Genomic DNA, 23138 nt, shown 5'->3' on the forward strand with positions numbered 1-23138 from the left:
GCAGTGGATTACCTGCTTATTTTGTCAGATACGCGTGCAGGTCGTGCGCGAAGGCGTCCAGCTCGGCCAGGGTCAGCCGGTTGACGCGGTTGAAACCGTTATACGCCAGCACCGCGGGGATCGCCACCGTCAGGCCGATGGCCGTCATGATCAGCGCCTCGCCGACCGGGCCGGCCACCTTGTCGATCTGCACCGTGCCGCTGGCCGACACATTGGCCAGCGCGTGGTAGATGCCCCACACGGTGCCCAGCAGGCCGACGAAGGGCGCGGTGGCGCCTATCGACGCGAGCAAGGTCAGGCCGCCTTCGAGCCGGTTGGTGGAGCGCTGGATCGCCACGCGCAGCACGCGCGTGACCTGCGCCGCATGGTTCATCTCGCCGCCCAGCGAAGCACGGCCGGAGGCGGCCAGCTGCGCCGCGCCCTGCTGCGCCAGCGGCAGGAAAATCTGCTCGGGATCGGCCAGGGCCAGCGTGGCGACACCGTCCGTCATCGACGGCGCGTCCCAGAACCCCTGCACGGCCGGTGCGCTGCGGCGGATGCGCCAGGCGGCATAAGCCTTGGCCAGGATGAAGAACCAGCTCACCAGCGACATCGCCAGCAGCACCAGCGCCACGATGTGGCTGATGGTGTCGCCCTGTTCCCAGTAGCTGGCCAGGGTGAAGTGGTTGGGCGTCATCAGTTCAGCGCCAGCACGTCGTTCATGTCGTACAGGCCGGTGGCCTTGTCGGCCAGGAAGCGGCAGGCGCGCAGCGAGCCGTGCGCATAGGTCACGCGGCTGCTCGACTTGTGGCTGATCTCGATGCGCTCGCCGGTGCCGGCGAACAGCACGGTGTGGTCGCCGACGATGTCGCCGCCGCGGATGGTGGCAAAGCCGATCGACGACGGATCGCGCTCGCCGGTCACGCCTTCGCGGGCGTAGACGGCGCAGTCCTTCAGGTCGCGGCCCAGCGCGTCGGCCAGCACTTCGCCCATCTTCAGCGCGGTGCCGGACGGCGCGTCGACCTTGTGGCGGTGGTGCGCTTCGATCACTTCGATGTCGTAGCCGACCGACAGCGCCTTGGCGGCCTGCTGCAGCAGCTTGAGCGTGACGTTGACGCCGACGCTGAAATTGGGCGAGAACACGATGGCGGTTTTCTTGGCCGCCTCGGCGATCGCCGCCTTGCCCGCCGCGTCGAAGCCGGTGGTGCCGATGATCATCTTGATGCCGTGCTCGGCGCAATAGGCCAGGTGCTCCAGCGTGCCTTCCGGACGGGTGAAGTCGATCAGGAACTGGGCGCCGGCCAGGCCCTTGGCGAATTCCGATTCCACCAGCACGCCGGCCGGCTTGCCGAGGAAGGCGGCAGCGTCGCTGCCGACGTTGGCCGAACCGGCGCGGTCCAGCGCGCCGGACAGGCGCGCGTCCGGCGCGTCCAGCACCGCTTCGATCAGGATGCGGCCCATGCGGCCGCCGGCGCCGGCGATGGCGATGTTCATGTCAGTCATGCTGCTGTCCTCGTGTTTGTTCGTTGGTGCTTATTTCTTGTCGTTCGTCACCGTGACGCCGACCGGCGACGCGGCGGCGTTGTCGCTGCCGGCCGGGATCGGCGAGGTGTTGCCGACCGGCCGGGCGTCCGGCACGTCCAGGTTTTTCTTGACCTTGGGCGCCGGGCCGGCGATGCGGGCGATGTATTCTTTTTCGGTCGGCAGGTTGCCGCCTTCCCAGCGCGCGACCTTGTTGTCCTTGTCGAAGAACACGATCACGCGGCTGGTGGTGATTTCGCCGTTGCCCTTGGCCATGCGGAACGCGTAGTCCCAGCGGCTGGCGTGGAAGGGGTCGGTCAGCAGCGCGGTGCCGAAGATGAAGCGCACCTGGTCCTGGGTCATGCCGACCTTCAGCTGCGCCAGCATTTCCTCGGAGACGAAGTTGCCCTGCTGGATGTCCGGACGATACGGCGAGAAGAACCACATGAACTTCTGCAGCTGGGTGATGGTGGTCGTTTGCGCGCCCTTGTTGGCGTCCAGCGTGGCACCGGTTTCTTTCACTGCGGTCGATTTCTCGCCCAGCGTGGTGTTGGAAGCGCAGCCGCCCAGCGCCAGCGCGACGCACACAGCGCCTGCGAGCCGGGGAGTGAAACGGTGCAACAAAGACTGCGATAAAGCCTGGGTGACGCGCATGGTTGTCCTCAATCTGATCGAGCGGAAGTGCCGAAAAACGCCATATCATAAAGCACAAGCCGCGACATGGGGCTGCGTGGGCACTCGAAGAGATCGCATTATCCAGCAAATCGGATGTTATGTCCTTGTTTTATAAAGAATAATTGTAAAACATTGCAAATGTAAATTTCCCCCCGGCGCGCGCCGCGGGGGCGATTTAGCTGCGGCGGCACCCGGAGTGCGTTAAACTGTCACCTCGCACCGCCAACCACATTATAGAGTCTCGACCATGGGTAACAATCCTACCGATCTGAAGGCCAGCGGCCTGAAAGCCACGCTGCCACGCCTCAAAATCCTGGATATTTTCCAGAACAGCGAAGTGCGCCACCTGACCGCCGAGGATGTCTACAAGATCCTGCTGGCCGACAATATGGATGTGGGCCTGGCCACCGTCTACCGCGTGCTGACCCAGTTCGAGCAGGCCGGCCTGCTGAACCGCAACCACTTCGAAACCGGCAAGGCCATCTTCGAGCTGAACGAAGGCTCGCACCACGACCACCTGGTGTGCCTGGACTGCGGCCGCGTGGAGGAATTCTTCGACGAGGCAATCGAAACGCGTCAGCAACTGGTGGCGAAAGAGCGCGGCTTCAAGATCGCCGAGCACGCGCTGGCGATCTACGGCAACTGCACCAAGACCGCCTGCCCGCACCGCCCTTGAAAATCCGGGGTCAGATCCGACATTTGGACACGGGCTCTACCGTAGCAGCCGCTACGGTAGAGCCCGTGTCCAAATGTCGGATCTGACCCCGGATTAGTTGTGGCTCAGCGCGTTCGATAGCAGCTTGGCGGTGATGTCGACGATCGGTATCACCCGCTCGTAGGCCATGCGCGTCGGGCCGATCACCCCCAGCGTGCCGACGATCTTGCCGTTGGCCGTGTACGGCGCGGTGACCACGCTCATCTCGTCCATCGGCACCAGGCTCGATTCGCCGCCGATGTAAATCTGCACGCCGCTGGCCTTGCTCGACACGTCGAGCAGCTGCATCAGCCCGGTCTTCTGCTCGAACATGTCGAACATCTGCCGCAGCGACGTCATGTTCGACGACAGGTCGCTGACCGACAGCAGGTTGCGCTCGCCCGCGATGACCATGTCGTCCGAGTTGTCGGCCATCGCCTCGCTGCCCGCCTCCACCGCCGCCTGCATCAGCCGCCCCATGTCGTCGCGCAGCTGGCGCAGCTCGTGCTGCAGCCGCGTGTGCACCTCGTCGAAGGCCAGCCCGCCGTAGTTCTGGTTGATGTAGTTGGCCGACTGCACCAGCTGCGCCGGGCTGTAGTCGACGTCGGTCAGCAGCAGGCGGTTCTGCACGTCGCCGGTCGGGCCGACGATCACCAGCAGGATGCGCTTCTCGCCCAGGCGCAGGAATTCGATCTGCTGGAACACCGACTCGCGCCGCGGGCTGAGCACCACGCCGGCGAACTGCGACAGCGACGACAGCATCTGCGCGGCGTTGGAAATCATCTTCTGCGGCTGCGGCGCCTGCAGCCGCATGCGCCCCTCCACCGATTGCTCGTCCAGGTGCTGCACCGTCAGCAGCGTGTCGACGAAGATGCGGTAGCCGCGCGGCGTCGGCACCCGGCCGGCCGAGGTGTGGGGACTGGCCACGTAGCCCAGCTCCTCCAGGTCGGCCATGATGTTGCGTATCGTCGCCGGCGACAGGTCCAGTCCGGAGATCTTGGACAGCGCGCGCGAGCCTACCGGCTGGCCGTCCGCGATGTAGCGTTCGACCAGGGCCTTGAGCAGTGTTTGTGCGCGTGTATCGAGTTGCATGTTGAGTCTATCGAGGTAGTTCCGTCGGGTTTGCTTCTATTATGCACGCTCCGCGCCGGACGGGGGCCGCGGCGTGGCGTCAATGCCGCATTTGCTCGCGTACCCAGGCCAGAAGTTCGTCGAACGAGGCGCAGATGGCGTCCGGCGCGATGCCGGCCTCGAGGTGCGCGCTGCCGCCGCCACGGTTCATCCATACCGCCCGCAGCCCCGCCCCTTGCGCGCCCTGCACGTCCAGCCGCAGGTCGTCGCCGACGTAGACCGCGTCCCGCGGCGCCACCCCCATCGCCTCGCAGGCGGCCAGGAAGATGTCCGGGTCCGGCTTGGCGCGGCCGAACCTGGCCGACGCCAGCGTGTATTCAAAATGGTGGTGCAGCCCTATGACTTCAAGATCGGCATTGCCGTTGGTGATCACGCCCAGCCGCAGCATGCGCTGCAGCTCGGCCAGCGCCGGGACCACGTCGGCGAACGGCGTGACGGCGTTGCGGCACTCGGCGAAGTGGCGCATCGCGCCTTCCACATGGACGGCGTCCTCGCCGGTTTCGGCAAACACGTCCAGCAGCGCCTGGCGGCGCAGCTGGTACAGGTCGGTCACCAGCTCGGGCCGGCGCTCCAGCAGCGCCATGCGCATGGCGCGCAGCTCGGCGATCGTATATTTGCCGGTCACCTTGGGCGCGCGCTCGGCCAGCCAGGCGTGCCAGCTGACTTCCGCCGCCGCGATGACCGGGCCGATCGGCCACAGGGTATCGTCGAGGTCGAACAACAAGGCGTGGGGGCGGCGTGAGGTCATGGCGGGCCAAAAATAGTGGACAAGCGGTATTGTCGCACCGATCACGGCGCCGTGACGGCATGGTAAATTATTGGATTACTCAGCCGGAGATGCCGTGTTCCCGACCACTCTTTGCCGTCCAATGCCGGCCCTGGCGCTGGCCTCGCTGCTGGCCGGCTGCGCCACCGCCGTCCAGCAGCCGGACTTTTCCTCGTTCGTGGTGATGGGCGACAACGGCGCCGCCGTGGCGCGCGTGCTGGTCGCCGCGCCGGCCTGCCCCGACATCGTCATCGACGGCCGCCCGCTGGCGATGGCCGTGCGCGCGCCGGCCGCCACCATCGCGCTGCGCTCCACGCCATCGGCGCCGGCCGACTCCAGGCCGGCCAGCTTCCCGCTGCTGACCTGCGAGGCGCCGCTGCCGGCGGGCGGCCAAGGCGCCACCGTGCTGGGCCGCGCGCTGCCGCTGCCGAAGGCCGAGCCGCAACGCATCGTCGTCATCGGCGACACCGGCTGCCGCCTGCAAAAGAGCAGCGCCAGCTACCAGGCCTGCAACGACGGCGCCGCCTACCCGTTCGCCGCCGTGGCGGCCCAGGCCGCCGCCTGGCGTCCGGACCTGGTGATCCACGTCGGCGACTACCATTACCGCGAAAACGCCTGTCCCGACGGCGACGCCGGCTGCGCCGGCAGTCCCTGGGGCTACGGCTGGGACGCGTGGAACGCCGACTTCTTCGCCCCCGGCGCGGCGCTGCTGCGGGCGGCGCCGTGGATCATGGCGCGCGGCAATCATGAAAGCTGCCCGCGCGGCGGCCAGGGCTACTGGCGCTTCCTCGACCCGCGCCCGCTGCTGGCCGGCCGCGACTGCAACGCCGACGCCGACGACGCCGTCGGCAACTACAGCGATCCCTACGCCGTGACTATCGGCCAGTCCACCCAGCTGATCGTCATGGACACCGCCGCCACCACGTGGAAGGGCCTGAAGCCGGGCGACCTCGGCTACGACAAATACCGCGAGCTGTACCGCAAGGTCGACGCGCTGTCGCGGCAGGCGCCGCACAACATCGGCATCACCCACCACCCGCTGCTGGGCATGGGCGCCGACCGCAAGGGCGACGGCCCCATCGTGCTGCTGACGGGCGACGCCGGCCTGCAGCAGGCGTTCGGCTCGCTCAACCCGCAACTGCTGCCGGCCGCGATACAGACCATGCTGTCCGGCCATGTGCACCTGTGGGAACAGGTCAGTTTTTCCAGCGGCCACCCGAGCCAGCTGATTTCCGGCTTTTCCGGCACCGCCGAGGATATCGTCCCGCTGCCCGAGCGGCTGCCGGCCGGCGCCACGCCCGCGCCGGGCGCGGTGGTCGACAGCTTCAGTTCCTGGGTCGACGGCTTCGGCTTCATGACCATGGAGCGGCGCGGCGCCGAGCAATGGGAGGTGCTGGTGCACGATCTGCAGGGCAAGGTGCGCAACCGCTGCCGCATCGACGGCCGCCGCTCCAGTTGCGACGCCGCGCAGGTCAAATAAGGCGGCAGCCGCCGCCGCCGCCGGTCCGGTGTCACATGCTGTTACATCGGTTCAGGGCCCGGCGTTACCAAATGCACTAAAATACCGGGCAATTCCGTGTAATATGCTGCACCCAGTGGTGTTGCCGGCCCTATTCGTTTTGGAGAGAGATTTTTATGAAAAGTTTGTATCTGCGTTCGGGCCTCGCCCTGCTGTGTGCCGTCATTTTGAGCGCCTGCGGCGGCGGCAACGGCAGCCTGGCCCTGTCCGGCACCGTCAGCAACCTGACCAAGGATGGCCTGGTGCTGGTCAACACCAACACCGGCGAGAAGCTGCCTATCCCGAACGGCACGAGTACTTTCGTCTTCACCAAGCTGGCCGCCGTCGACGAGCAGTTCAACATCGTCGTCGATACCCAGCCGACCGGCGCCAAGTGCGCTCCGAGCGGCACCACCAACACCGGCAAGGCCAACGTCTACACCGCCTACTACATCGCCTTCATCTGCGTGACCAATCCGTGGACCCTGGGCGGCACCGTCACCGGCCTGGACACCAAAGGCCTGGTACTGGCCAACGGCTCCGACACGGTGGCGATCCTGCCGGGCGCATCGGCCTCGACGCCGGTCAGCTTCACCTTCCCGACCAAGGTCGGCGACGGCTCGCCGTTCGGCGTGACCATCCTGTCGCAGCCCAAGGACACCACCAAGACCTGCACCATCGCCAACAACGTCGGCACGATGCCGGCCGGCGACTACTCGCCGGTCACCGTCACCTGCCAATAATTGCCGGCCCCGCTTATTTTTTGGAGTAATACATGAAATTTTCGACTTTGGGCGCCGGCGCGGCGCTGATCCTGGCTGCGGCGCTGGCCGGCTGCGGCGGCAAGGCGCAGTTCGCGGTGCAGGGCACGATTGCAGGCTTGAACAACGACGGCCTGGTGCTGGCCAACGGCAGCGACACCGTCAAGGTGCCGGCCGGCGCCAGCAGCTTCGTGTTCCCGCACCAGATCCCGTACGGCTCCGACTACAACATCACCATCCAGACCCAGCCCGCGCACATGGCGTGCGCAATAGGAGGGAATGTCGGCTCGGCCGGCCACAACGTCGCCATCGCGGCCCAAATAGTGTGCAAGCAGGCCACCCACACGCTGGGCGGCCAGTTCAGCGGCCTGTTCCAGTACAAGGACGCGACCTCGGCCACGCCCGACACGCTGCTCAACCGCAGCGTGGTGCTGCTGAACGGCTCGAGCGGCGGCCAGTTGACGGTCAGCAGCCCGACCGACAGCAGCGGCAAGGGTGATTTCGTGTTCGGCAGCGAAGTGGCGGACGGCCAGGCCTACGGCGTGACCATCCTGACCCAGCCGGTCGGCGCCACCTGCACGCTGGTCAACGGCACCGGCGTGATGCATGAAAACAATGTCAGCAACCTGGTGCTGACCTGCACGACGAACTAAGCGAAGGACGGGAAGCGGGAGGAGTGTTATTCACATTCATGATGTTCGATATGTGAAAAATAAACTTGTGTTATATGCCGCGTCGCAGCATAATTCACCTGTCTCCTCCACTTCTTGCAAAGGAATTGGATTTAGCCCGCTTTAACCAGCGGGCTTTTTTTTGCCTAGACGGTTTGCGGCTTGAGCAGGTTGGCCAGCGCGACGTACTGGGCCAGGCCCACCGTTTCCGGACGCATGGTCGGGTCGATGCCGGCGGCGACGATCTGTTCCTCGGTGAACATGCCGGCCAGGCAGTTGCGGATCACCTTGCGGCGCTGCGAGAACGCCTTCAGCACCACCGCCTCCAAGGTCGGGCCGTCGCACGGCAGCGGGTTGGCCACCGGGATCATGCGCACGATCGCCGACTCCACCTTCGGCGGCGGATCAAACGCTTCCGGCGGCACCACGAACAGCAGCGACATGTCGTAGCGCCATTGCAGCATCACCGACAGGCGGCCGTAGGTCTTGCTGCCCGGCTCGGCCACCATGCGCTCCACCACTTCTTTTTGCAGCATGAAATGCTGGTCCTGCACCTGCGGCGCGAACGTCGCCAGGTGGAACAGCAGCGGGCTGGAGATGTTGTACGGCAGGTTGCCGACGATGCGCAGCTTTTGGCCGGCCGGCACCGGGATCGTGGAAAAATCGAACTTCAGGGCGTCGCCGGCGTGGATGGTCAGCTTGGCCGGGTTGTAGGTCTTTTCCAGCCGCGCCACCAGGTCGCGGTCCAGCTCGACAACGTGCATCATCTTCAGCGTGCGCATCAGCTGCTCGGTCATCGCCCCCAGGCCGGGGCCGATTTCCACCATCGCGTCGTCCGGCGCCGGGGCGATGGCGTCGGTGATGCTGGAGAGGACGTATTTATCGTGTAAAAAGTTTTGGCCGAAGCGTTTGCGGGCGACGTGTTTCATGATTGTTCTTATTGAGAGTGATTAGGAGGCTGGGAGGCCGCGGCGTTGGCCATGGCGACGGCGGTGTCGATCGCCGCCTCCATGCTGCCGCAATCGGCCAGCCCCAGGCCCTTGGCGGCCAGGTCCAGCGCGGTGCCGTGGTCGACCGAGGTGCGTATCAGCGGCAGGCCCAGCGTGATGTTGACGCCCTGGCCGAAGGTGGCGTACTTCAGCACCGGCAGGCCCTGGTCGTGGTACATGGCCAGCACGCAGTCGGCGTCCTTCAGGTATTTGGGCTGGAACAGCGTGTCGGCCGGATACGGGCCGGAGGCGGCGATGCCGCGCGCCCGCGCCGCCGCGATGGCCGGCGCGATGACGTCGATCTCTTCGCGTCCCAGGTAGCCGCCCTCGCCCGCGTGCGGGTTCAGGCCGCACAGCAGGATGCGCGGCGCGGCGATGCCGAATTTGGTCTTCAGGTCGTGGTCTATGATGTCGAGGATGCGCGCCAGCCCGTCCTGGCTCAGCGCGGCGGCGACGTCCTTCAGCGGCAGGTGCGTGGTCGCCAGCGCCACGCGCAACGGCGGCAGCGGCGGCGCGCCGGCGGGCGACGCCGGCATGCCGGCCAGCATCATCACCACCTGCGGCGTGCCCGTCTGGTCGGCGAAGTATTCGGTGTGGCCGGAGAATTTGACGCCGGCGTCGTTGATGGTGCTCTTTTGCAGCGGCGCGGTGACCACCGCTTCGAACCAGCCGGCCCGCACGCCCTCGATGGCGGCGTCCAGCGTGGCCAGCACGGCGCGGCCGTTTTCCTTGTCCAGCCGGCCCGGCACCACGTGCGCGGACAGCGGCACGTCGATCACGCTGATGCGCCCGGGGCCGAAGTGCGGCAGGCCGCCGTTGCGCACCGCCTGCAGCGACAGCGCCGACAACTGGATCGCGGGATCGATGGCGCTGGCCGTCATGGCCAGGAAGGCGGCGTCGCCCAGCAGCACGCAGTTGACGTCATGGCGCCGCGCCCAGGCGGCGCGGATCGAGATTTCCGGGCCGATGCCGGCCGGCTCGCCGACCGTGACGGCGATCGCCGGACGGGCGGACGGGGAACGCACTGCGGTGCGCCCAGGGTTCAAAGTGGCGCTCACGCGTGGTCCCCTTGCCGCTTATTTGTTGACGTTGTTGCCGTCGTCGGTGCGGTACTCGACGTAGGCACGGTCGCGCACTTCACGCTGCCAGCTTTCCGACGCTTCTTCCAGCTTGCGCTCGCGGATCGCCTGGCGCGCGTTGTTGCGCTCGCGCTCTTTCGACACGTCGTCGCTCTTGCGCTCGAGCACTTCGATCAGGTGGATGCCGAAGCTGGTCTCCACCGGCTGGCTCACTTCGCCGATCTTCAGATTGTTCATCGCCGCCTCGAATTCGGGCATGGTGTCGCCCGGGTACAGCCAGCCCAGGTCGCCGCCCTTGGCGGCCGAGCCGTCGTTGGAGAACAGCCGCGCCAGTTCCTCGAACTTGGCCGCCTTGTTGTCCAGGCGCTCCTTGAGCTCGGTCAGCTTGCGCTTGGCGTCGGCCGCGCTCATCGTCGGCGTGACCTTGATCAGGATGTGGCGCGCGTGGGTCTGCTGCACCGAGGCCGCCGCCTGCGCCTCGGCCACGCTGCGGCGGTCGACCGCCTTCAGGATGTGGAACGCGCCCACGCTCTTGATGATGGGCGTGACCTGGCCCGGCTTGAGCTTGACCAGCGCCTCGGCAAACACCGGCGGCAGCCGCTCGGGCTGGCGCCAGCCGACCACGCCGCCCTGCAGCGCGTCGCTGGCGTCCGAATAGGTGGCGGCCATCTTGGCGAAGTCGGCGCCGGTGCGCAGCTGGCGCATCACTTCCTCGGCGCGCGCGCGGCGCTGGGCGATCACCTCGGCGGTGGCGTTGTCGGGGATGCGCACCATGATCTGCGAGATGTTCACCTCGAACTGCTCGGCGGCGGCGGCCTTTTCGGCGGCCATGAAGCTATCGACCTCGGCGTCCGAGATCTGGATCTTGGAGTCGACCTCGTGCTCGCGCAGGCGCTGCATGATGATCTCTTCGCGGATCTCCTCGCGGAAGGCGGCGAACGGCGTGCCGTCCTTTTCCATCTGGTTGCGCAGGTCCTGCACGGTCAGCTTCTGCGCCTCGGCGATGCGGGAAATCGAGCGGTCGAGCTGCAGGTCGTCGACGCGCACGCCCATCTCCTTGGCCATCTGCAGCTGGGCGCGTTCGACGATCATGCGCTCGAGCAGCTGGCGGCGCAGGTCGGCCGGGTCCGGCATCTGCACGTTCTGCGCCTTCATGCGGGCGGTGACGGCCTTGATCCGGTTGCTCAGCTCGCGCTGGGTGATGACGTCGTCGTTGACCACGACCACGATCGAATCGATGGCGACGTTGCCCGACTCGCCAGGCGGCAGGAAGCCGCCCTTGCCGTCAGACTTGTCGGCCTTGGCCGGCGCGGCCGGCGTGGTGTTCAAGGCCGTGGCGGCGGGCGCGGACGCCGGCGCGGCGGCGGGCGTCGGCGCAGGCTTCTTCGAGAACACGCTGCAACCGCCGAGGGCGGCCGTGCACAGCAGGACTGCGAGGATTTTCATTTCGAACTTCATCTGCATGGTGGAACGCTCATGAGTCAGGTGTAAAAAAAATCAAAAAGCGCCCGCTGCCGCTGTTGTTGCCATTGCTGCTGCGGCGGGCGCCGGGTTGCCTTGCTTTAGCGGCCGTAGCCCTCGTTCAAACGCTGATAACCGGGAATGCTGCTCTTCATCGCTTCAAGCGGACTGCCCACGCCCAGGTGCGACAGCCCGTTCAATTCCAGCTGGAAGAAGATCTGCGTCGAGGCCTTGGTCGAGGTGGTCACGAAACGCTGGGCGCCGGTGCGGAACACCCAGCAGTCGGCGTTGTACTCGAGGCCGACCAGGCTCTCGAGGATCTTCTTGTCCTGCACCGAGTAGCTGACCCGGCCCACGCCATACCAGCGCTGGAAGATCGGCCACTGGCTCGACAGCTCGATATTCTTGAAGCTGCCGCGCAGGTAGCGGTAGCCCAGGTTGAGCACCTTCTTGGCGCCCGGCACCCACTGCGCGGTATAGCTTTCCGACACCACCCGGCTCTGGCTCGGGTTGTACTGCACCGCGCTGTCGAAGGTCCAGGTCTCGGAGATGCGGCCGGTGGCCGCCAGCAGGATGTCGGAATGGGCGTCGACCACCGGCGTCGACGAGTCCAGCTGCACCTTCTGGTCGCGGAAATAGAAGCGCTGGCCGAACGCCAGGCGCAGCGCCTCGCCGCCGTTGGCGTCGAGGAAGCGCGAGGTCAGCGCGGCCGTCAGCTGGTTGGCGTCGCCGATGCGGTCCGAGCCGACGAAGCGGTTTTCGCTGAAGATCTGGCTGAAGTTGAACGTGGCCGCGTCGGTGTCGAAGGTGGGGAAGCGGCTCTGGTCGCGGTACGGCGTGTTGACGTAGAACAGCCGCGGCTCCAGCGTCTGGGTCATGTCCTTGCCGCCGAACTTGATGTCGCGCTCGAACACCAGGCCCGAGTCCAGCGAGAACGTGGGCACCGCGCGCGACAGGTTTTCCGATTTCTGCGTGCCGTAGGAATCGAGCTGGTAGCTGCCCAGGTTGACCATCACCTTGGGCGTGACGAAGTAGCTCGGCCCGACGATCGGATAGCTCAGCTGCGGGATCGCCACCAGGCGGGTGCCGTTGATCAGGGTCGGGTGGTAGAAGCGCGTCAGCTCGGAATCGAAGGCCCAGTCGAAGCCGCCCGCCACGTCGTACTGCGCGGCGTGGAAATTGACCGCCGGCAAGCGGTCGTAGGGGCGCGAGACGAACAGCGACGGATCGACCACCGATTCCGGATCCTGCAGCACCTGGTACTTCTGCACGCGCGCGGTCAGGGTCCAGAAGTCGCCGTGATAGTCGGTGCGCAGTTCGCGCAGCAGCTGGCGCTCGGTCGAGCTCGACACGGTCTTGGAAAAGTCGTTCGGGTAGTTGTCGTCCGACGCCGCGCGGATGCTCCAGCCGTACGACCAGCTGGGGCTCAGGTCCTGGGTGTGGTTGGTCCGTATCATCCAGCGGTCGCTCTGGTCGTTCGGATTGGCCTTGGCGTACTCGCGGTCGTGCGGCATGTACTCGATATACGTCTCGCCCTGGTACAGGCCACCGGCGGTCTCGCCCAGGTAGCGGCCGCTGGCGCCGAGCTGCATGCCGCGGTTGGAGATGATTTTCGGATACACGGTCAAGTCGCGGTTGGGCGCGATATTGAAGTAGTACGGCACCGTCAGCTCGGCGCCGTTCTTGGAGCCGAAGCCCGGCGTCGGCGACAGCCAGCCGGAGCGGCGCGCGCCCGACAGCGAGAACGACATGGCCGGCGTGCCCAGGATCGGCACGTCCTTGAAATAAATGATGGTCTTGCCGGCCGTGCCGACGTCGCGGCCGGAATCGAGGTTCAGCGTGTTCGAGCGCAGATACCAGTCCGGATTGTAGCCCTCGCAGGTGCTGTAGGTGCCGTTGAGCACCACCGCCTCGTCTTCGTTGATGAAGTTGATGCGCTCGGCCTTGCCCTGGGCGTGGTTCGCTTCCAGCTTGTATGTCGGGTTAAGCATATAGCCCTTGCCCGTGTCCATATTCAGCTTGAGCTCGTCGCCGGTGAAATAGTCGCCGAAGCGCCAGATCTTGACGTTGCCCTTGGCCTCGACCTCGTCCTCGACCTGGCGGTAGCAGGCGGTGTCGGCCTTGACGCGGGTCTTGTCCTTGACCAGCTCGGCGTCCCGCTCCAGCGTGATTTCCCGTTCCGGGCGGCCGCCGATGTCCTCGGCCTGGACCGTGGTGACGGCGTTCTTGTCCTCCACCCGCGGCGCGCGCGGCTTGGGCGCGCCGGTCTGGGCGTAGCTCGGCGCTGCCGAGACGGTGACGATGGCAGTCAGGGCATACGCCCAGCGTTGCGAGGTAGAGGGGGGGGCCAGTAGCCAGCGCATGCAACTCATGAAAAGAAGGGATGAAACACCATGACAGGCGATTTTTTGATTTGAATCCCTTATTATATGGGAATCTTCACCTGATACCGGTTTCCACGGCTCGCTTAATGTCTTTATTACAGAATTTAACTTCCGATACATCTTCCGACCCCCGCCTCGAACAGCTGACCGCCTGGCTGGCGACCCTGGGCGTGGTCGACGTGGCCAGCGCCCGTCCGGCCTCGGCCGACGCCAGCTTCCGCCGCTACTTCCGCGTCGATGTATTGCCGAATCAACAAGCCGCGCTGGGCGCCACCTTGATCGTCATGGACGCGCCGCCGGAGCGCGAGAACGTGCTGGCCTATGTCAAGCTGGACGAAATGCTCACCCATGCCGGCGTGACGGTGCCGCGCATCGTCGCCACCGACTACGAGCGCGGCTTCATGCTGATGTCCGACCTGGGCGTGACCACCTACCTGCAGGTGCTGGACCACGACAACGCCTCGACCATGTACGCCGAGGCGCTGGAGGCGCTGGTCAAGTTCCAGCTGACCAGCCAGCCGGGCGTGCTGCCCGAGTACGACCGCGCCTTCCTGCTGCGCGAAATGAACCTGTTTCCCGAGTGGTACATCGGCCAGCACCTGAAGGCCACCCTGAGCGACAAGCAGGCGGCCGAGCTGCAGGGCGTGTTCGAGGCCATCCTGGCCAACGTCACCGCCCAGCAGCAGATCTATGTGCACCGCGACTTCCATTCGCGCAACCTGATGTGGATGGACGCCGGCAACCCCGGCGTGCTGGATTTCCAGGACGCGCTGTACGGCCCGATGACCTACGACCTGGCCTCGCTGCTGCGCGACGCCTACGTGCAGTGGGACGAGGAGCTGGTGCTGGACTGGGCGATCCGCTACTGGCAGCACGCCAAGGCGGCCGGCCTGCCGGTCAACCAGGACATCGACGCCTTCTACAAGGATTTCGAGTACATGGCCCTGCAGCGCCACCTGAAGATCCTCGGCCTGTTCTGCCGCCTGAACTACCGCGACGGCAAGGCCCAGTACCTGGGCGACCTGCCCACCGTGATGGACTACGTGCGCAAGACCGCCGGCCGCTACAAGGACCTGAAGCCGCTGCTGCGCCTGCTCGACACGCTGGAAGACAAGCAGCCGCAAGTCGGCTACACCTTCTGAGGTGGCGCGCATGAAAGCCATGATCTTCGCCGCCGGACGCGGCGAGCGGATGCGTCCGCTGACCGACACCACGCCCAAGCCGCTGCTCAAGGTACGCGGCCGGCCGCTGATCGTCTGGCATATCGTCAACCTGGTGCGGGCCGGCATCACCGAGATCGTCATCAACCATTCGCACCTGGGCCAGCAGATCGAGGCGGCGCTGGGCGACGGCAGCCAGTTCGGCGCGCGGCTGATGTACTCGCACGAGCCGGTCGCGCTGGAGACGGCCGGCGGCATCGCCCAGGCCCGCCACCTGCTGGGCGAGGAGCCGTTCGTCGCCGTCTCGGGCGACATCTATATTCCCTACTTCGACTTCGAGCAGGTCAAGGACGTGCTGCACGACAAGGACATGTGGGGCAACCCCTACCCCGCCGACCAGCGCGACATCTGCTGGCTGTACCTGGTGCCGAATCCGGACTTCCTGCCGGACGGCGATTTCGGCCTGACGATGTACTCGCTGACCAACGACGGCTCGCCGAAATGGACCTTCGGCAACATCGGCGTCTATCGTCCCGAAATGTTTGACGGCATCGCGCCCGGCGCACACGCCAAGCTGGGACCGCTGATCCGCGCCTACGCCGACAAGAAACAGGTCGGCGGCGAGGTCTACCAAGGCGAGTGGCACAACCTCGGCACCGTGCAGCAGCTCGACCGGCTGAACGCGCCTATCGCCCCCCGCGCACGCGGCGCCAAGGGCGTGCAATGACGACGGTCCACGCCGAGCGCCGCGCGCGCCTGCTGGCCCACATGGCGCCCGGCGCGGTGGCCGTGCTGCCGACCGCGCCGGAAGTGACGCGCAACAGCGACAGCGAATACCTGTACCGCCACGACAGCTACTTCTACTATCTGACCGGCTTCACCGAACCGGACAGCGTGCTGGTGCTGGCGGCCGCGCGCGGCGATGTGCCGGCCCGCGCCGTCCTGTTCTGCCGCCAGAAAAATCTCGAGCGCGAAATCTGGGAAGGCTTCCGCCACGGCCCCGAGGGCGCGCGCGCGGCCTTCGGCTTCGACGCCGCCCACGCCATCGAAGATCTCGACGGCGAGATAGTCAAGCTGCTGGCCGACGCGCCGGCGCTGTACTACGCGCTGGGCAGCCCGCTGGATGCGCAGGTCAGGCTGTGGCTGGCCAACGTGCGGCGCATGGCGCGCACCGGCGTGAGCGCGCCGGCCAGCGCGGTCGACCTGCTGCCGCTGCTGGACGAAATGCGCCTGTTCAAGGACGCGGGCGAACAGGCGACCATGCTGCGCGCCGCGGCCATCTCGTCGCAGGCCCACGCGCGGGCGATGCGGGCCGCGCGGCCAGGCATGTACGAATACGAACTCGAGGCGGAACTGCTGTACGAGTTCCGCCGCAACGGCGCGCAGGCGCCGGCCTACAACTCCATCGTCGCGGCGGGCGCCAACGCCTGCGTGCTGCACTACAGCGCCAACAGCGCGCAGAGCAGGGACGGCGACCTGGTGCTGATCGACGCCGGCTGCGAGCTCGATGGCTACGCCTCCGACATCACGCGCACCTGGCCGGTCAACGGCCGTTTCAGCGCGCCGCAAAAACGCCTGTATGAACTGGTGCTGGCGGCGCAGTCGGCCGCGCTGAAGGCGATCGCCCCCGGCCTGCCCTACTCCGGCGGCCACGAGGCGGCGGTGCAGGTGCTGGCGCAGGGCATGCTGGACCTGGGGCTGCTCGACAAGAACAGCCACGGCAGCCTGGCCGACATCATCGCCGACAAGCGCTACCTGCAGTTCTACATGCACGGCACCGGCCACTGGCTGGGCATGGACGTGCACGACGTCGGCCAGTACCGCGACACCGCAGCCGAAGGCAAGCCGTCGCGCGCGCTGCAGCCGGGCATGGTGCTGACGGTGGAGCCGGGCATCTATGTGCGTCCGGCGGAGGGCGTGCCCGAGGAATACTGGAACATCGGCATCCGCATCGAGGACGATGTGCTGGTGACGCACGGCGGCCACACCATCCTCAGCACCGCGCCCAAGACCGTCGACGAGATCGAGCAACTGATGCGGCAGCAATGACGGATTCCACTTTCGACGTCGCCATCTGCGGCGCCGGCCCGGCCGGCATGGCGCTGGCCGCGCTGCTGGCCAGGCGCGGCATGGCCCCGAACCGCATCGCGCTGATCGATGCCAGGACGCTGGAGCAGGCCGGCAAGGATCCGCGCTCGATCGCGCTGTCCTGGGGCAGCCGCCAGATACTGGAAGACATCGGCGCGTGGCCGGTGGCGGCCACCGCCATCCACCAGATCCACGTGTCGCGCCGCGGCCAGTTCGGCCGCAGCCTGATCGACCGCGACGAGCACAAGCTGCCGGCGCTCGGCTACGTCACCCGCTACGGCGATCTGGTGACCGCCCTGGGCGCCGCCTGCGAACGGGCCGGCATCGTCATGCTGCGTCCCGCCCGCGTGCAGGCGATCAACGAAGGCGACGACGCCGTCGCGCTGGCGCTGGACGCCGCCGGCACCGCGCGGTCGCTGCACGCAGCCATCGTGGTGCAGGCCGAAGGCGGCTTGTTCAGCGACCAGGAAAGCAAGGCCCGCCGCCACGACTACCAGCAAACCGCGATCATCGCGCAGGTGCGCGCCAGCCGCCCGGTCGAGCATCGCGCCTACGAACGCTTTACCGGGCAAGGCCCGCTGGCGCTGCTGCCGCAAGGCGACGAATATTCATTGGTCTGGTGCGTGCGCCCCGAGTCGGCGGCGCGCCTGCAAGGCCTGGACGACGAGGCCTTCCTGGCCGAACTGGGCGCCGCGTTCGGCGAGCGCGTCGGCCGCTTCACGCACGCTTCTCCCCGTTTGGCGTTCCCCCTCGGCCTGAACGCGGACCCGCGCGGCACCGCCCGCACCGTCGCCATCGGCAACGCCGCGCAAACGCTGCATCCGGTCGCCGGACAAGGCCTCAACCTCGGCCTGCGCGACGTCACCGTGCTGGCGCGGCTGCTGGCGCAAGGCGCCAATCCGGCGATGCTGGCGCAGTTCACCGAACTGCGCCGCCAGGACCGCGACACCACCGTGCGCCTGACCGACACCATGGCCCGCATTTTCGCCAACGATTCGCCGGCCCAGGCGCTGCTGGGCCTGTCGCTGGCCGCCATCGACATGATCGGCCCCGCCCGCGGCGTGCTGGCCGAACTGATGATGTACGGTCACCGTTGACCTGAGAACACACAGGTGGGCTTGCCCGTCCCACTCCCTGTGGTAAACCATCGCTTTCGACCTCTCTTTTCCTCTCTTTTTCTTGCCTTACCTCGCTTTTTGAACTTCTTCCAAAATTTGCGGTCTAAAGAAATGAAAAGTGAAGAAAAGAGAGGAGAAAGCAGAATGTTTACCACAATGAGCGTGCAGCTCTCTACTGATACCCTGCTCCGGCTGGTCGAGCGGCTGCGCCGCGACGGCGGCGTGCAGGACTTGTCCGAAGCAATGAACGCGGCGCTGGAATTCTGGCTCGACGCCAAAAAAGCGCTGCCGCCGGTTCGACCTGTCCGTCAAATTCCCGGGCGAAAAGCATTTCAAGATGGCGAACCTGCTGCGCAAGGAGCAGGCGAAGCAGGAAGAGCTGCGGACGCAAGCGCAGCCCGGGGCCGCGGCTGCCGCGGCCTCTGTCCTGCCACCGCCTTTACCCGTCCCGGTCCAGGTCAAGCCGGCACCGGAGCCATCCCCCGCCCCGGCCAGAAATACCGACCACGAGCCGGGATGGAATCTTCCAGAGCGGCGCAAATTCCGCTACCGCCTGGAAGACGTGGCCTACTAGACTAGGTGCGGGTGATCGAAGCGCCGCCGTCGACCAGCGAGGCGGTGCCGGTGACGAAGGACGAGTCGTCCGAAGCCAGGTACAGCACCGAGCGCGCCAGTTCTTCCGGCTGCGCCACGCGTTTCAACGCATGCAGGTTGGTGACGAAGGAGGTCGACTCCGGCGTATCGTTCATGTCGCGATACATCGCCGTATCGACGGCGCCCGGCAGCACCGCGTTCACGCGCACGCCCTGCGGGCCGTATTCCGCCGCCAGCGCCTGCGTCAGCCCGATCAGGCCTGCCTTGCTGGCCGCGTAAGCCGCCACGCCCGGGAAGGCGAAGCTGTAGCCGACGAAGGTCGAGGTGAAGATCACCGAACCGCCGCCATGCTTGATCATTTCAGGAACCTGGTGCTTGGCGCCGAGGAAGGCGCTGGTCAGGTTGGCGGCGAGGGTGTCGTTCCAGCCCTGCTCGGAAACGCCGGTGGTTGCGCCCATTTCGCCCAGCGTGCCGGCGTTGTTGTAGGCGATGTCCAGGCGGCCGTAGGCTTCCACCGCGGCGGCGACCAGTTGCGCGTTGAACGATTCGGAAGTGACATCGCCGGCCAGCGCGATGGCGGCACCGCCGTCGGCGACGATTTCAGCAACGAGGGTATCGAGTTCGGCCTGGCGGCGCGCGGCCACCACGACTTTGGCGCCTTCGGCGGCGAACAGTTTGGCGGTGGCGCGGCCGATGCCGGAAGATGCGCCGGTGACGATGGCGACTTTGTTTTGCAAGCGGTTCATGGTGAGGCTCCTTGTGGTGGGTTGATGTAGCCATGGTAGGCTTCACCAACACCACCAACAATCACCTCAAAGCTAAGACATCATTCACAAAATGTGAATTACTCCACAGCCTTGACCATGTCCTCGATGACCTTCTTCGCATCGCCGAACACCATCATGGTGTTGGCCTGGTAGAACAGCTCATTGTCCAGGCCCGCATAGCCGGAGGCCATCGAACGCTTGTTGACGATGATGCTCTTGGCCTTGTAGGCCTCCAGGATGGGCATGCCGGCGATCGGCGATTTCGGATCCTTGGCGGCCGGGTTGACCACGTCGTTGGCGCCGAGGATCAGCACCACGTCGGTCTGGCCGAATTCGCCGTTGATATCCTCCATCTCGAACACCTGGTCGTACGGCACCTCGGCTTCGGCCAGCAGCACGTTCATGTGCCCCGGCATGCGGCCCGCCACCGGGTGGATCGCATACTTGACGGTCACGCCCTTGTGCGTCAGCTTCTCGACCAGCTCCTTCAGCGAATGCTGCGCGCGCGCCACGGCCAGGCCGTAGCCCGGCACGATGATCACGCTTTCAGCGTTGGCCATGATGAACGAGGCGTCGTCCGCCGAACCGGATTTGACCGGACGCTGTTCCTTCGAACCGCCACCGCCCGCTTCCGCCGGCGCGCCGCCGAAGCCGCCCAGGATCACGTTGAAGAACGAACGGTTCATCGCCTTGCACATGATGTACGACAGGATCGCGCCGCTTGATCCGACCAGCGACCCGGCAATGATCAGCATCGCGTTGTTCAGCGAGAAGCCGATGCCCGCCGCCGCCCAGCCGGAGTACGAGTTCAGCATCGACACCACCACCGGCATGTCGGCGCCGCCGATGGGGATGATGATCAGCACGCCGAGCACGAAGGCGATCGCGGTCATGATCAGGAACGGCACCCACGCCGGCTCGTTGCCGCCGGCGAAGCAGAACGCCAGGCCCAGGCCGACCATGACGATGGCCAGGATCAGGTTCAGCATGTGCTGGCCGGCAAAGCTCACCGGCGCGCCCTGGAACAGGCGGAACTTGTACTTGCCCGACAGCTTGCCGAACGCGATCACCGAACCGGAGAACGTGATCGCGCCGACGAAGGTGCCGATGAACAGCTCGATGCGGTTGCCGAACGGCAGCGCCTCGCCCACGGCGGCGATGCCGAAGGCGTGCGGTTCCGACACGGCGGCCACCGCGATGCAGACGGCGGCCAGGCCGATCAGCGAGTGCATCGCCGCGACCAGTTCCGGCATCTTGGTCATCTCGACCTTCTTCGCCAGCACCGCGCCGATGCCGCCGCCGACGATGACGCCCAGCGCCACCAGGCCGAGGCCCATGCCGCCGGAAGTGCCCGCCACGGCGGCGGCCGTCGCTTCCGCCTTCAGCTTCAGGATCAGCGCGATCGTGGTGACGGCCGCGATGGCCATGCCCGACATGCCGAACGCATTACCGGTACGCGCCGTGGACGGCGACGACAACCCTTTCAGCGCCTGGATAAAGCACACCGATGCGATGAGATACATCATCGTCACCAGGTTCATGGAGATGAAATTCATGCGTGCTCCTCCTTGATGGCCACGACGGGCTTCGCCTTGGGCTCTTTTTTCTTGAACATCTCCAGCATGCGCTGCGTGACCAGGAATCCGCCGAACACGTTGACGGCGGCCAGCGCCACCGCGACGGTGCCGGCGACCTGCCCGATCACGCCTTCGGTCAGCGAGGCGGCCAGCATGGCGCCGACGATGATGATCGCCGAGACGGCGTTGGTGACCGCCATCAGCGGCGTATGCAGCGCCGGCGTGACGGTCCAGACCACGTGGTAGCCGACATAGATGGCGAGCACGAAGATGATCAGATTGATGATGGTGTGGCTGACTTCCATGATGGTTCTCCTTCTTATTTTCTTACTTATTTTCGTAACAATTCGCCGCCGGAGCACAGCAGCGTGGCCTTGATGATTTCGTCTTCGCGGTCGATCACCAGCTTGTCTTCCTTGTCGATGATCAGCTTGAGGAAGTCCAGCACGTTGCGCGCGTACAACGCCGACGCGTCGGCCGCCACCAAGGTCGCCAGGTCCGGCTCGCCGACGATGTGCACGCCGTGCCTGACCACGGTTTTACCGAGTTCCGACAACGGGCAGTTGCCGCCCTGCGACACGGCCAGGTCGACGATCACCGAGCCCGGCTTCATGGCCTTGACCGTCTCCTCGGAAATCAGCACCGGCGCAGGACGCCCCGGTATCAGCGCGGTGGTGATGATGATGTCGGCCAGCTTGGCGCGTTCGTGCACCAGCTCGGCCTGGCGGCGCATCCAGTCCGCCGGCATCGGCCGCGCATAGCCGCCCACGCCCTTGGCGATTTCCTTTTCCTCGTCGGTCAGCAAAGGCACGTCGATGAACTTGGCGCCCAGCGACTCCACCTGCTCCTTGACCGGCGGCCGCACGTCCGACGCCTCGATGACCGCGCCCAGCCGCTTGGCCGTCGCGATCGCCTGCAGGCCGGCCACGCCCACGCCCATGATCAGCACCCGCGCCGCCTTGACGGTGCCGGCGGCGGTCATCAGCATCGGCATGAAGCGCTGGTAGGTGTTGGCCGCCACCATCACCGCCTTGTAGCCGGCGATGTTGGCCTGCGACGACAGCACGTCCATCGACTGCGCACGCGTGATGCGCGGCACGGCCTCCAGCGCGAACGCCTGCAGCCCCGCCGCCGCCATCGCCGCGTTGTTGTCCGCGTCGAAGGGGTTGAGCATGCCGATCACCACCGTGCCGGCCTTGATCAGCGCCCGTTCCTCGGCGCTGGGGGCGCGCACCTTCAGAACCACGTCCGCCGCGTAGGCTTCCGCCGCGCCAACGATTTGTGCGCCCGCCGCCGCATAGGCCTCGTCGGTCACCGAGGCCGAAATGCCGGCTCCCGATTGCACGACCACCTGATGCTTGGTTGCGAGTTTCTTGACTGTCTCGGGCGTTGCCGCGACCCGGGTCTCCCCCGGCCGTGTCTCGGCCGGTATGCCTATTCTCATGCTGCCTCCAAAAGGATTAATAAACTGACTAGAATCTAACACGGAATGCCGGGACAGCAACGCCCCTCGTTGGCCCCATCATACCCAATGAATTTTTATCAATAAATAGCGGTTTCATCACATCATTTATTACTATTTATCATGAATTGCCCGCTAAAAGCTTAATCCGACACAAAGCTTGTATCTTTTTGCTACGTTCCCGCCATTCGCCAGCGGCGTTCCAGACCAAATGCCAGGAACAGGCTAAAATGTCGGCTCTTTTCAAGGATGACTCATGCCGCGTATCTGGAAACCCTCTGTGACTGTTGCCGCCATCGTGGAAAAGGATGGCAAGTTCCTGCTGATCGAAGAAGAGACCAGCGACGGCATCCGCATCAACCAGCCGGCCGGCCACCTGGACCCGCACGAATCGCTGGAGCAGGCGGTGATCCGCGAAACGCTGGAGGAAACCGCCTACGACTTCACGCCGACCGCGCTGGTGGGCATGTATATGTCGCGCTACACCTCCAACCGCACCGGCGAGGAAGTGACGTATCTGCGCTTCACCTTCTGCGGCGTGCCGGGCGCCCAGCACGACCGGCCGCTGGACGAGGGCATCCTGCGCACCATGTGGCTGACGCGCGACGAACTGGCCGCCTGCGCCGACCGCCACCGCAGCCCGACCGTGCTGCAGTGCGTCGACGAATACCTGGCCGGGCGCCGCGCCCCGCTGGAACTGATACAAACCCACACCTCGGTGTACAAGCAAGCGGTGAGCACCGCGAATGGATAGGCAGGATTA

At 66.0% G+C, this 23138-nt stretch carries 24 protein-coding genes; 10 read left to right on the forward strand and 14 right to left on the reverse strand.

The features are described from left to right. Positions 1-16 precede the first annotated feature (16 nt). From ABWW33_RS26015 to ABWW33_RS26025, 3 genes are read right to left on the reverse strand one after another with little or no spacing between them, the layout of a single operon-like run. Complete coding sequence (locus tag ABWW33_RS26015) at positions 17-676, reverse strand: MotA/TolQ/ExbB proton channel family protein (protein WP_176655713.1); 660 nt, start codon at positions 674-676, stop codon at positions 17-19. Next, positions 676-1482 (reverse strand): 4-hydroxy-tetrahydrodipicolinate reductase, encoded by an 807-nt coding sequence (dapB, locus tag ABWW33_RS26020; RefSeq protein ID WP_176655714.1) that lies wholly within the window; start codon positions 1480-1482, stop codon positions 676-678. Before dapB ends, ABWW33_RS26015 begins: the two co-directional genes overlap by 1 nt. Positions 1483-1512: 30 nt before the next feature. Next, complete coding sequence (locus ABWW33_RS26025; RefSeq protein WP_176655715.1) at positions 1513-2154, reverse strand: outer membrane protein assembly factor BamE; 642 nt, start codon at positions 2152-2154, stop codon at positions 1513-1515. A gap of 268 nt (positions 2155-2422) precedes the next feature. Between ABWW33_RS26025 and fur the strand changes: the two genes are divergently transcribed. Continuing rightward, positions 2423-2851 carry a ferric iron uptake transcriptional regulator gene (gene fur / locus ABWW33_RS26030; protein WP_176655716.1) on the forward strand — a complete coding sequence of 143 codons (429 nt, stop codon included), beginning with the start codon at positions 2423-2425 and terminating at the stop codon, positions 2849-2851. Positions 2852-2944: 93 nt separating this feature from the next. On the opposite strand, the gene hrcA is transcribed toward fur, so the two are convergent. Then, the gene (gene hrcA / locus ABWW33_RS26035) at positions 2945-3961 is read right to left on the reverse strand and encodes a heat-inducible transcriptional repressor HrcA (RefSeq protein ID WP_353404352.1); all 1017 of its coding nucleotides are present in this window, start codon (positions 3959-3961) and stop codon (positions 2945-2947) included. 79 nt (positions 3962-4040) lie between these two features. Continuing rightward, entirely contained in the window at positions 4041-4748 is a 708-nt protein-coding gene (locus tag ABWW33_RS26040) for an HAD family hydrolase (RefSeq protein WP_353404353.1), read from the reverse strand. A gap of 94 nt (positions 4749-4842) precedes the next feature. On the opposite strand from ABWW33_RS26040, the gene ABWW33_RS26045 reads away from it, so the two are divergent. From ABWW33_RS26045 to ABWW33_RS26055, 3 genes are all read left to right on the forward strand, one after another. Next, complete coding sequence (locus ABWW33_RS26045; RefSeq protein WP_353404354.1) at positions 4843-6246, forward strand: metallophosphoesterase; 1404 nt, start codon at positions 4843-4845, stop codon at positions 6244-6246. 155 nt (positions 6247-6401) lie between these two features. Further along, complete coding sequence (locus tag ABWW33_RS26050; protein ID WP_353404355.1) at positions 6402-7007, forward strand: hypothetical protein; 606 nt, start codon at positions 6402-6404, stop codon at positions 7005-7007. Positions 7008-7039: 32 nt separating this feature from the next. Further along, a complete protein-coding gene (locus tag ABWW33_RS26055; RefSeq protein ID WP_353404356.1) occupies positions 7040-7678 on the forward strand; it encodes a hypothetical protein in 639 nt (212 codons plus the stop codon). Positions 7679-7842: 164 nt separating this feature from the next. On the opposite strand, the gene rsmA is transcribed toward ABWW33_RS26055, so the two are convergent. From rsmA to ABWW33_RS26075, 4 genes are all read right to left on the reverse strand, one after another. Then, complete coding sequence (gene rsmA, locus ABWW33_RS26060) at positions 7843-8625, reverse strand: 16S rRNA (adenine(1518)-N(6)/adenine(1519)-N(6))-dimethyltransferase RsmA (RefSeq protein ID WP_353404357.1); 783 nt, start codon at positions 8623-8625, stop codon at positions 7843-7845. Between the two features lie 8 nt (positions 8626-8633). Next, positions 8634-9743 (reverse strand): 4-hydroxythreonine-4-phosphate dehydrogenase PdxA, encoded by a 1110-nt coding sequence (gene pdxA / locus ABWW33_RS26065; RefSeq protein WP_353404359.1) that lies wholly within the window; start codon positions 9741-9743, stop codon positions 8634-8636. An 18-nt stretch (positions 9744-9761) separates the two neighbouring features. Next, complete coding sequence (locus ABWW33_RS26070; protein ID WP_353404361.1) at positions 9762-11210, reverse strand: peptidylprolyl isomerase; 1449 nt, start codon at positions 11208-11210, stop codon at positions 9762-9764. Positions 11211-11326: 116 nt separating this feature from the next. Continuing rightward, a complete protein-coding gene (locus ABWW33_RS26075) occupies positions 11327-13588 on the reverse strand; it encodes an LPS-assembly protein LptD (RefSeq protein ID WP_353404362.1) in 2262 nt (753 codons plus the stop codon). Between the two features lie 107 nt (positions 13589-13695). Here ABWW33_RS26075 and ABWW33_RS26080 point away from each other — a divergent pair, with 107 nt between their 5' ends. From ABWW33_RS26080 to ABWW33_RS26095, 4 genes are read left to right on the forward strand one after another with little or no spacing between them, the layout of a single operon-like run. Then, complete coding sequence (locus ABWW33_RS26080; RefSeq protein WP_353404363.1) at positions 13696-14751, forward strand: aminoglycoside phosphotransferase family protein; 1056 nt, start codon at positions 13696-13698, stop codon at positions 14749-14751. 10 nt (positions 14752-14761) lie between these two features. Continuing rightward, positions 14762-15496, forward strand: a complete 735-nt coding sequence (gene murU / locus ABWW33_RS26085; protein ID WP_353404365.1) for an N-acetylmuramate alpha-1-phosphate uridylyltransferase MurU — start codon at positions 14762-14764, stop codon at positions 15494-15496. Beyond that, the gene (locus ABWW33_RS26090; protein WP_353404366.1) at positions 15493-16818 is read left to right on the forward strand and encodes an aminopeptidase P N-terminal domain-containing protein; all 1326 of its coding nucleotides are present in this window, start codon (positions 15493-15495) and stop codon (positions 16816-16818) included. The genes murU and ABWW33_RS26090 overlap by 4 nt, the downstream gene beginning before the upstream one ends. Next, positions 16815-17954, forward strand: coding sequence for a UbiH/UbiF/VisC/COQ6 family ubiquinone biosynthesis hydroxylase (locus ABWW33_RS26095; RefSeq protein ID WP_353404367.1), 1140 nt, complete (start codon positions 16815-16817; stop codon positions 17952-17954). The genes ABWW33_RS26090 and ABWW33_RS26095 overlap by 4 nt, the downstream gene beginning before the upstream one ends. 87 nt (positions 17955-18041) lie before the next feature. On the opposite strand, the gene ABWW33_RS26100 is transcribed toward ABWW33_RS26095, so the two are convergent. Further along, entirely contained in the window at positions 18042-18311 is a 270-nt protein-coding gene (locus tag ABWW33_RS26100) for a hypothetical protein (protein WP_353404369.1), read from the reverse strand. A gap of 1 nt (position 18312) precedes the next feature. Here ABWW33_RS26100 and ABWW33_RS26105 point away from each other — a divergent pair, with 1 nt between their 5' ends. Further along, positions 18313-18549 (forward strand): hypothetical protein, encoded by a 237-nt coding sequence (locus tag ABWW33_RS26105; RefSeq protein WP_353404370.1) that lies wholly within the window; start codon positions 18313-18315, stop codon positions 18547-18549. A gap of 1 nt (position 18550) precedes the next feature. Here the strand turns inward: ABWW33_RS26105 and ABWW33_RS26110 are convergent, their stop codons facing one another. From ABWW33_RS26110 to ABWW33_RS26125, 4 genes are all read right to left on the reverse strand, one after another. Continuing rightward, positions 18551-19315, reverse strand: coding sequence for an SDR family oxidoreductase (locus ABWW33_RS26110; protein ID WP_353404372.1), 765 nt, complete (start codon positions 19313-19315; stop codon positions 18551-18553). 98 nt (positions 19316-19413) lie between these two features. Beyond that, positions 19414-20892 (reverse strand): NAD(P)(+) transhydrogenase (Re/Si-specific) subunit beta, encoded by a 1479-nt coding sequence (locus ABWW33_RS26115; RefSeq protein ID WP_353404373.1) that lies wholly within the window; start codon positions 20890-20892, stop codon positions 19414-19416. Beyond that, positions 20889-21218, reverse strand: a complete 330-nt coding sequence (locus ABWW33_RS26120; RefSeq protein ID WP_176655730.1) for an NAD(P) transhydrogenase subunit alpha part 2 — start codon at positions 21216-21218, stop codon at positions 20889-20891. Before ABWW33_RS26120 ends, ABWW33_RS26115 begins: the two co-directional genes overlap by 4 nt. Before the next feature lie 26 nt (positions 21219-21244). Further along, positions 21245-22357 carry a Re/Si-specific NAD(P)(+) transhydrogenase subunit alpha gene (locus ABWW33_RS26125; RefSeq protein WP_353404375.1) on the reverse strand — a complete coding sequence of 371 codons (1113 nt, stop codon included), beginning with the start codon at positions 22355-22357 and terminating at the stop codon, positions 21245-21247. 274 nt (positions 22358-22631) lie between these two features. On the opposite strand from ABWW33_RS26125, the gene ABWW33_RS26130 reads away from it, so the two are divergent. Further along, a complete protein-coding gene (locus tag ABWW33_RS26130) occupies positions 22632-23129 on the forward strand; it encodes an NUDIX hydrolase (RefSeq protein ID WP_176655732.1) in 498 nt (165 codons plus the stop codon). Positions 23130-23138: the final 9 nt, after the last annotated feature.

This window comes from Duganella hordei, from assembly GCF_040369125.1.
GTDB classification, from domain to species: domain Bacteria; phylum Pseudomonadota; class Gammaproteobacteria; order Burkholderiales; family Burkholderiaceae_D; genus Rugamonas; species Rugamonas hordei.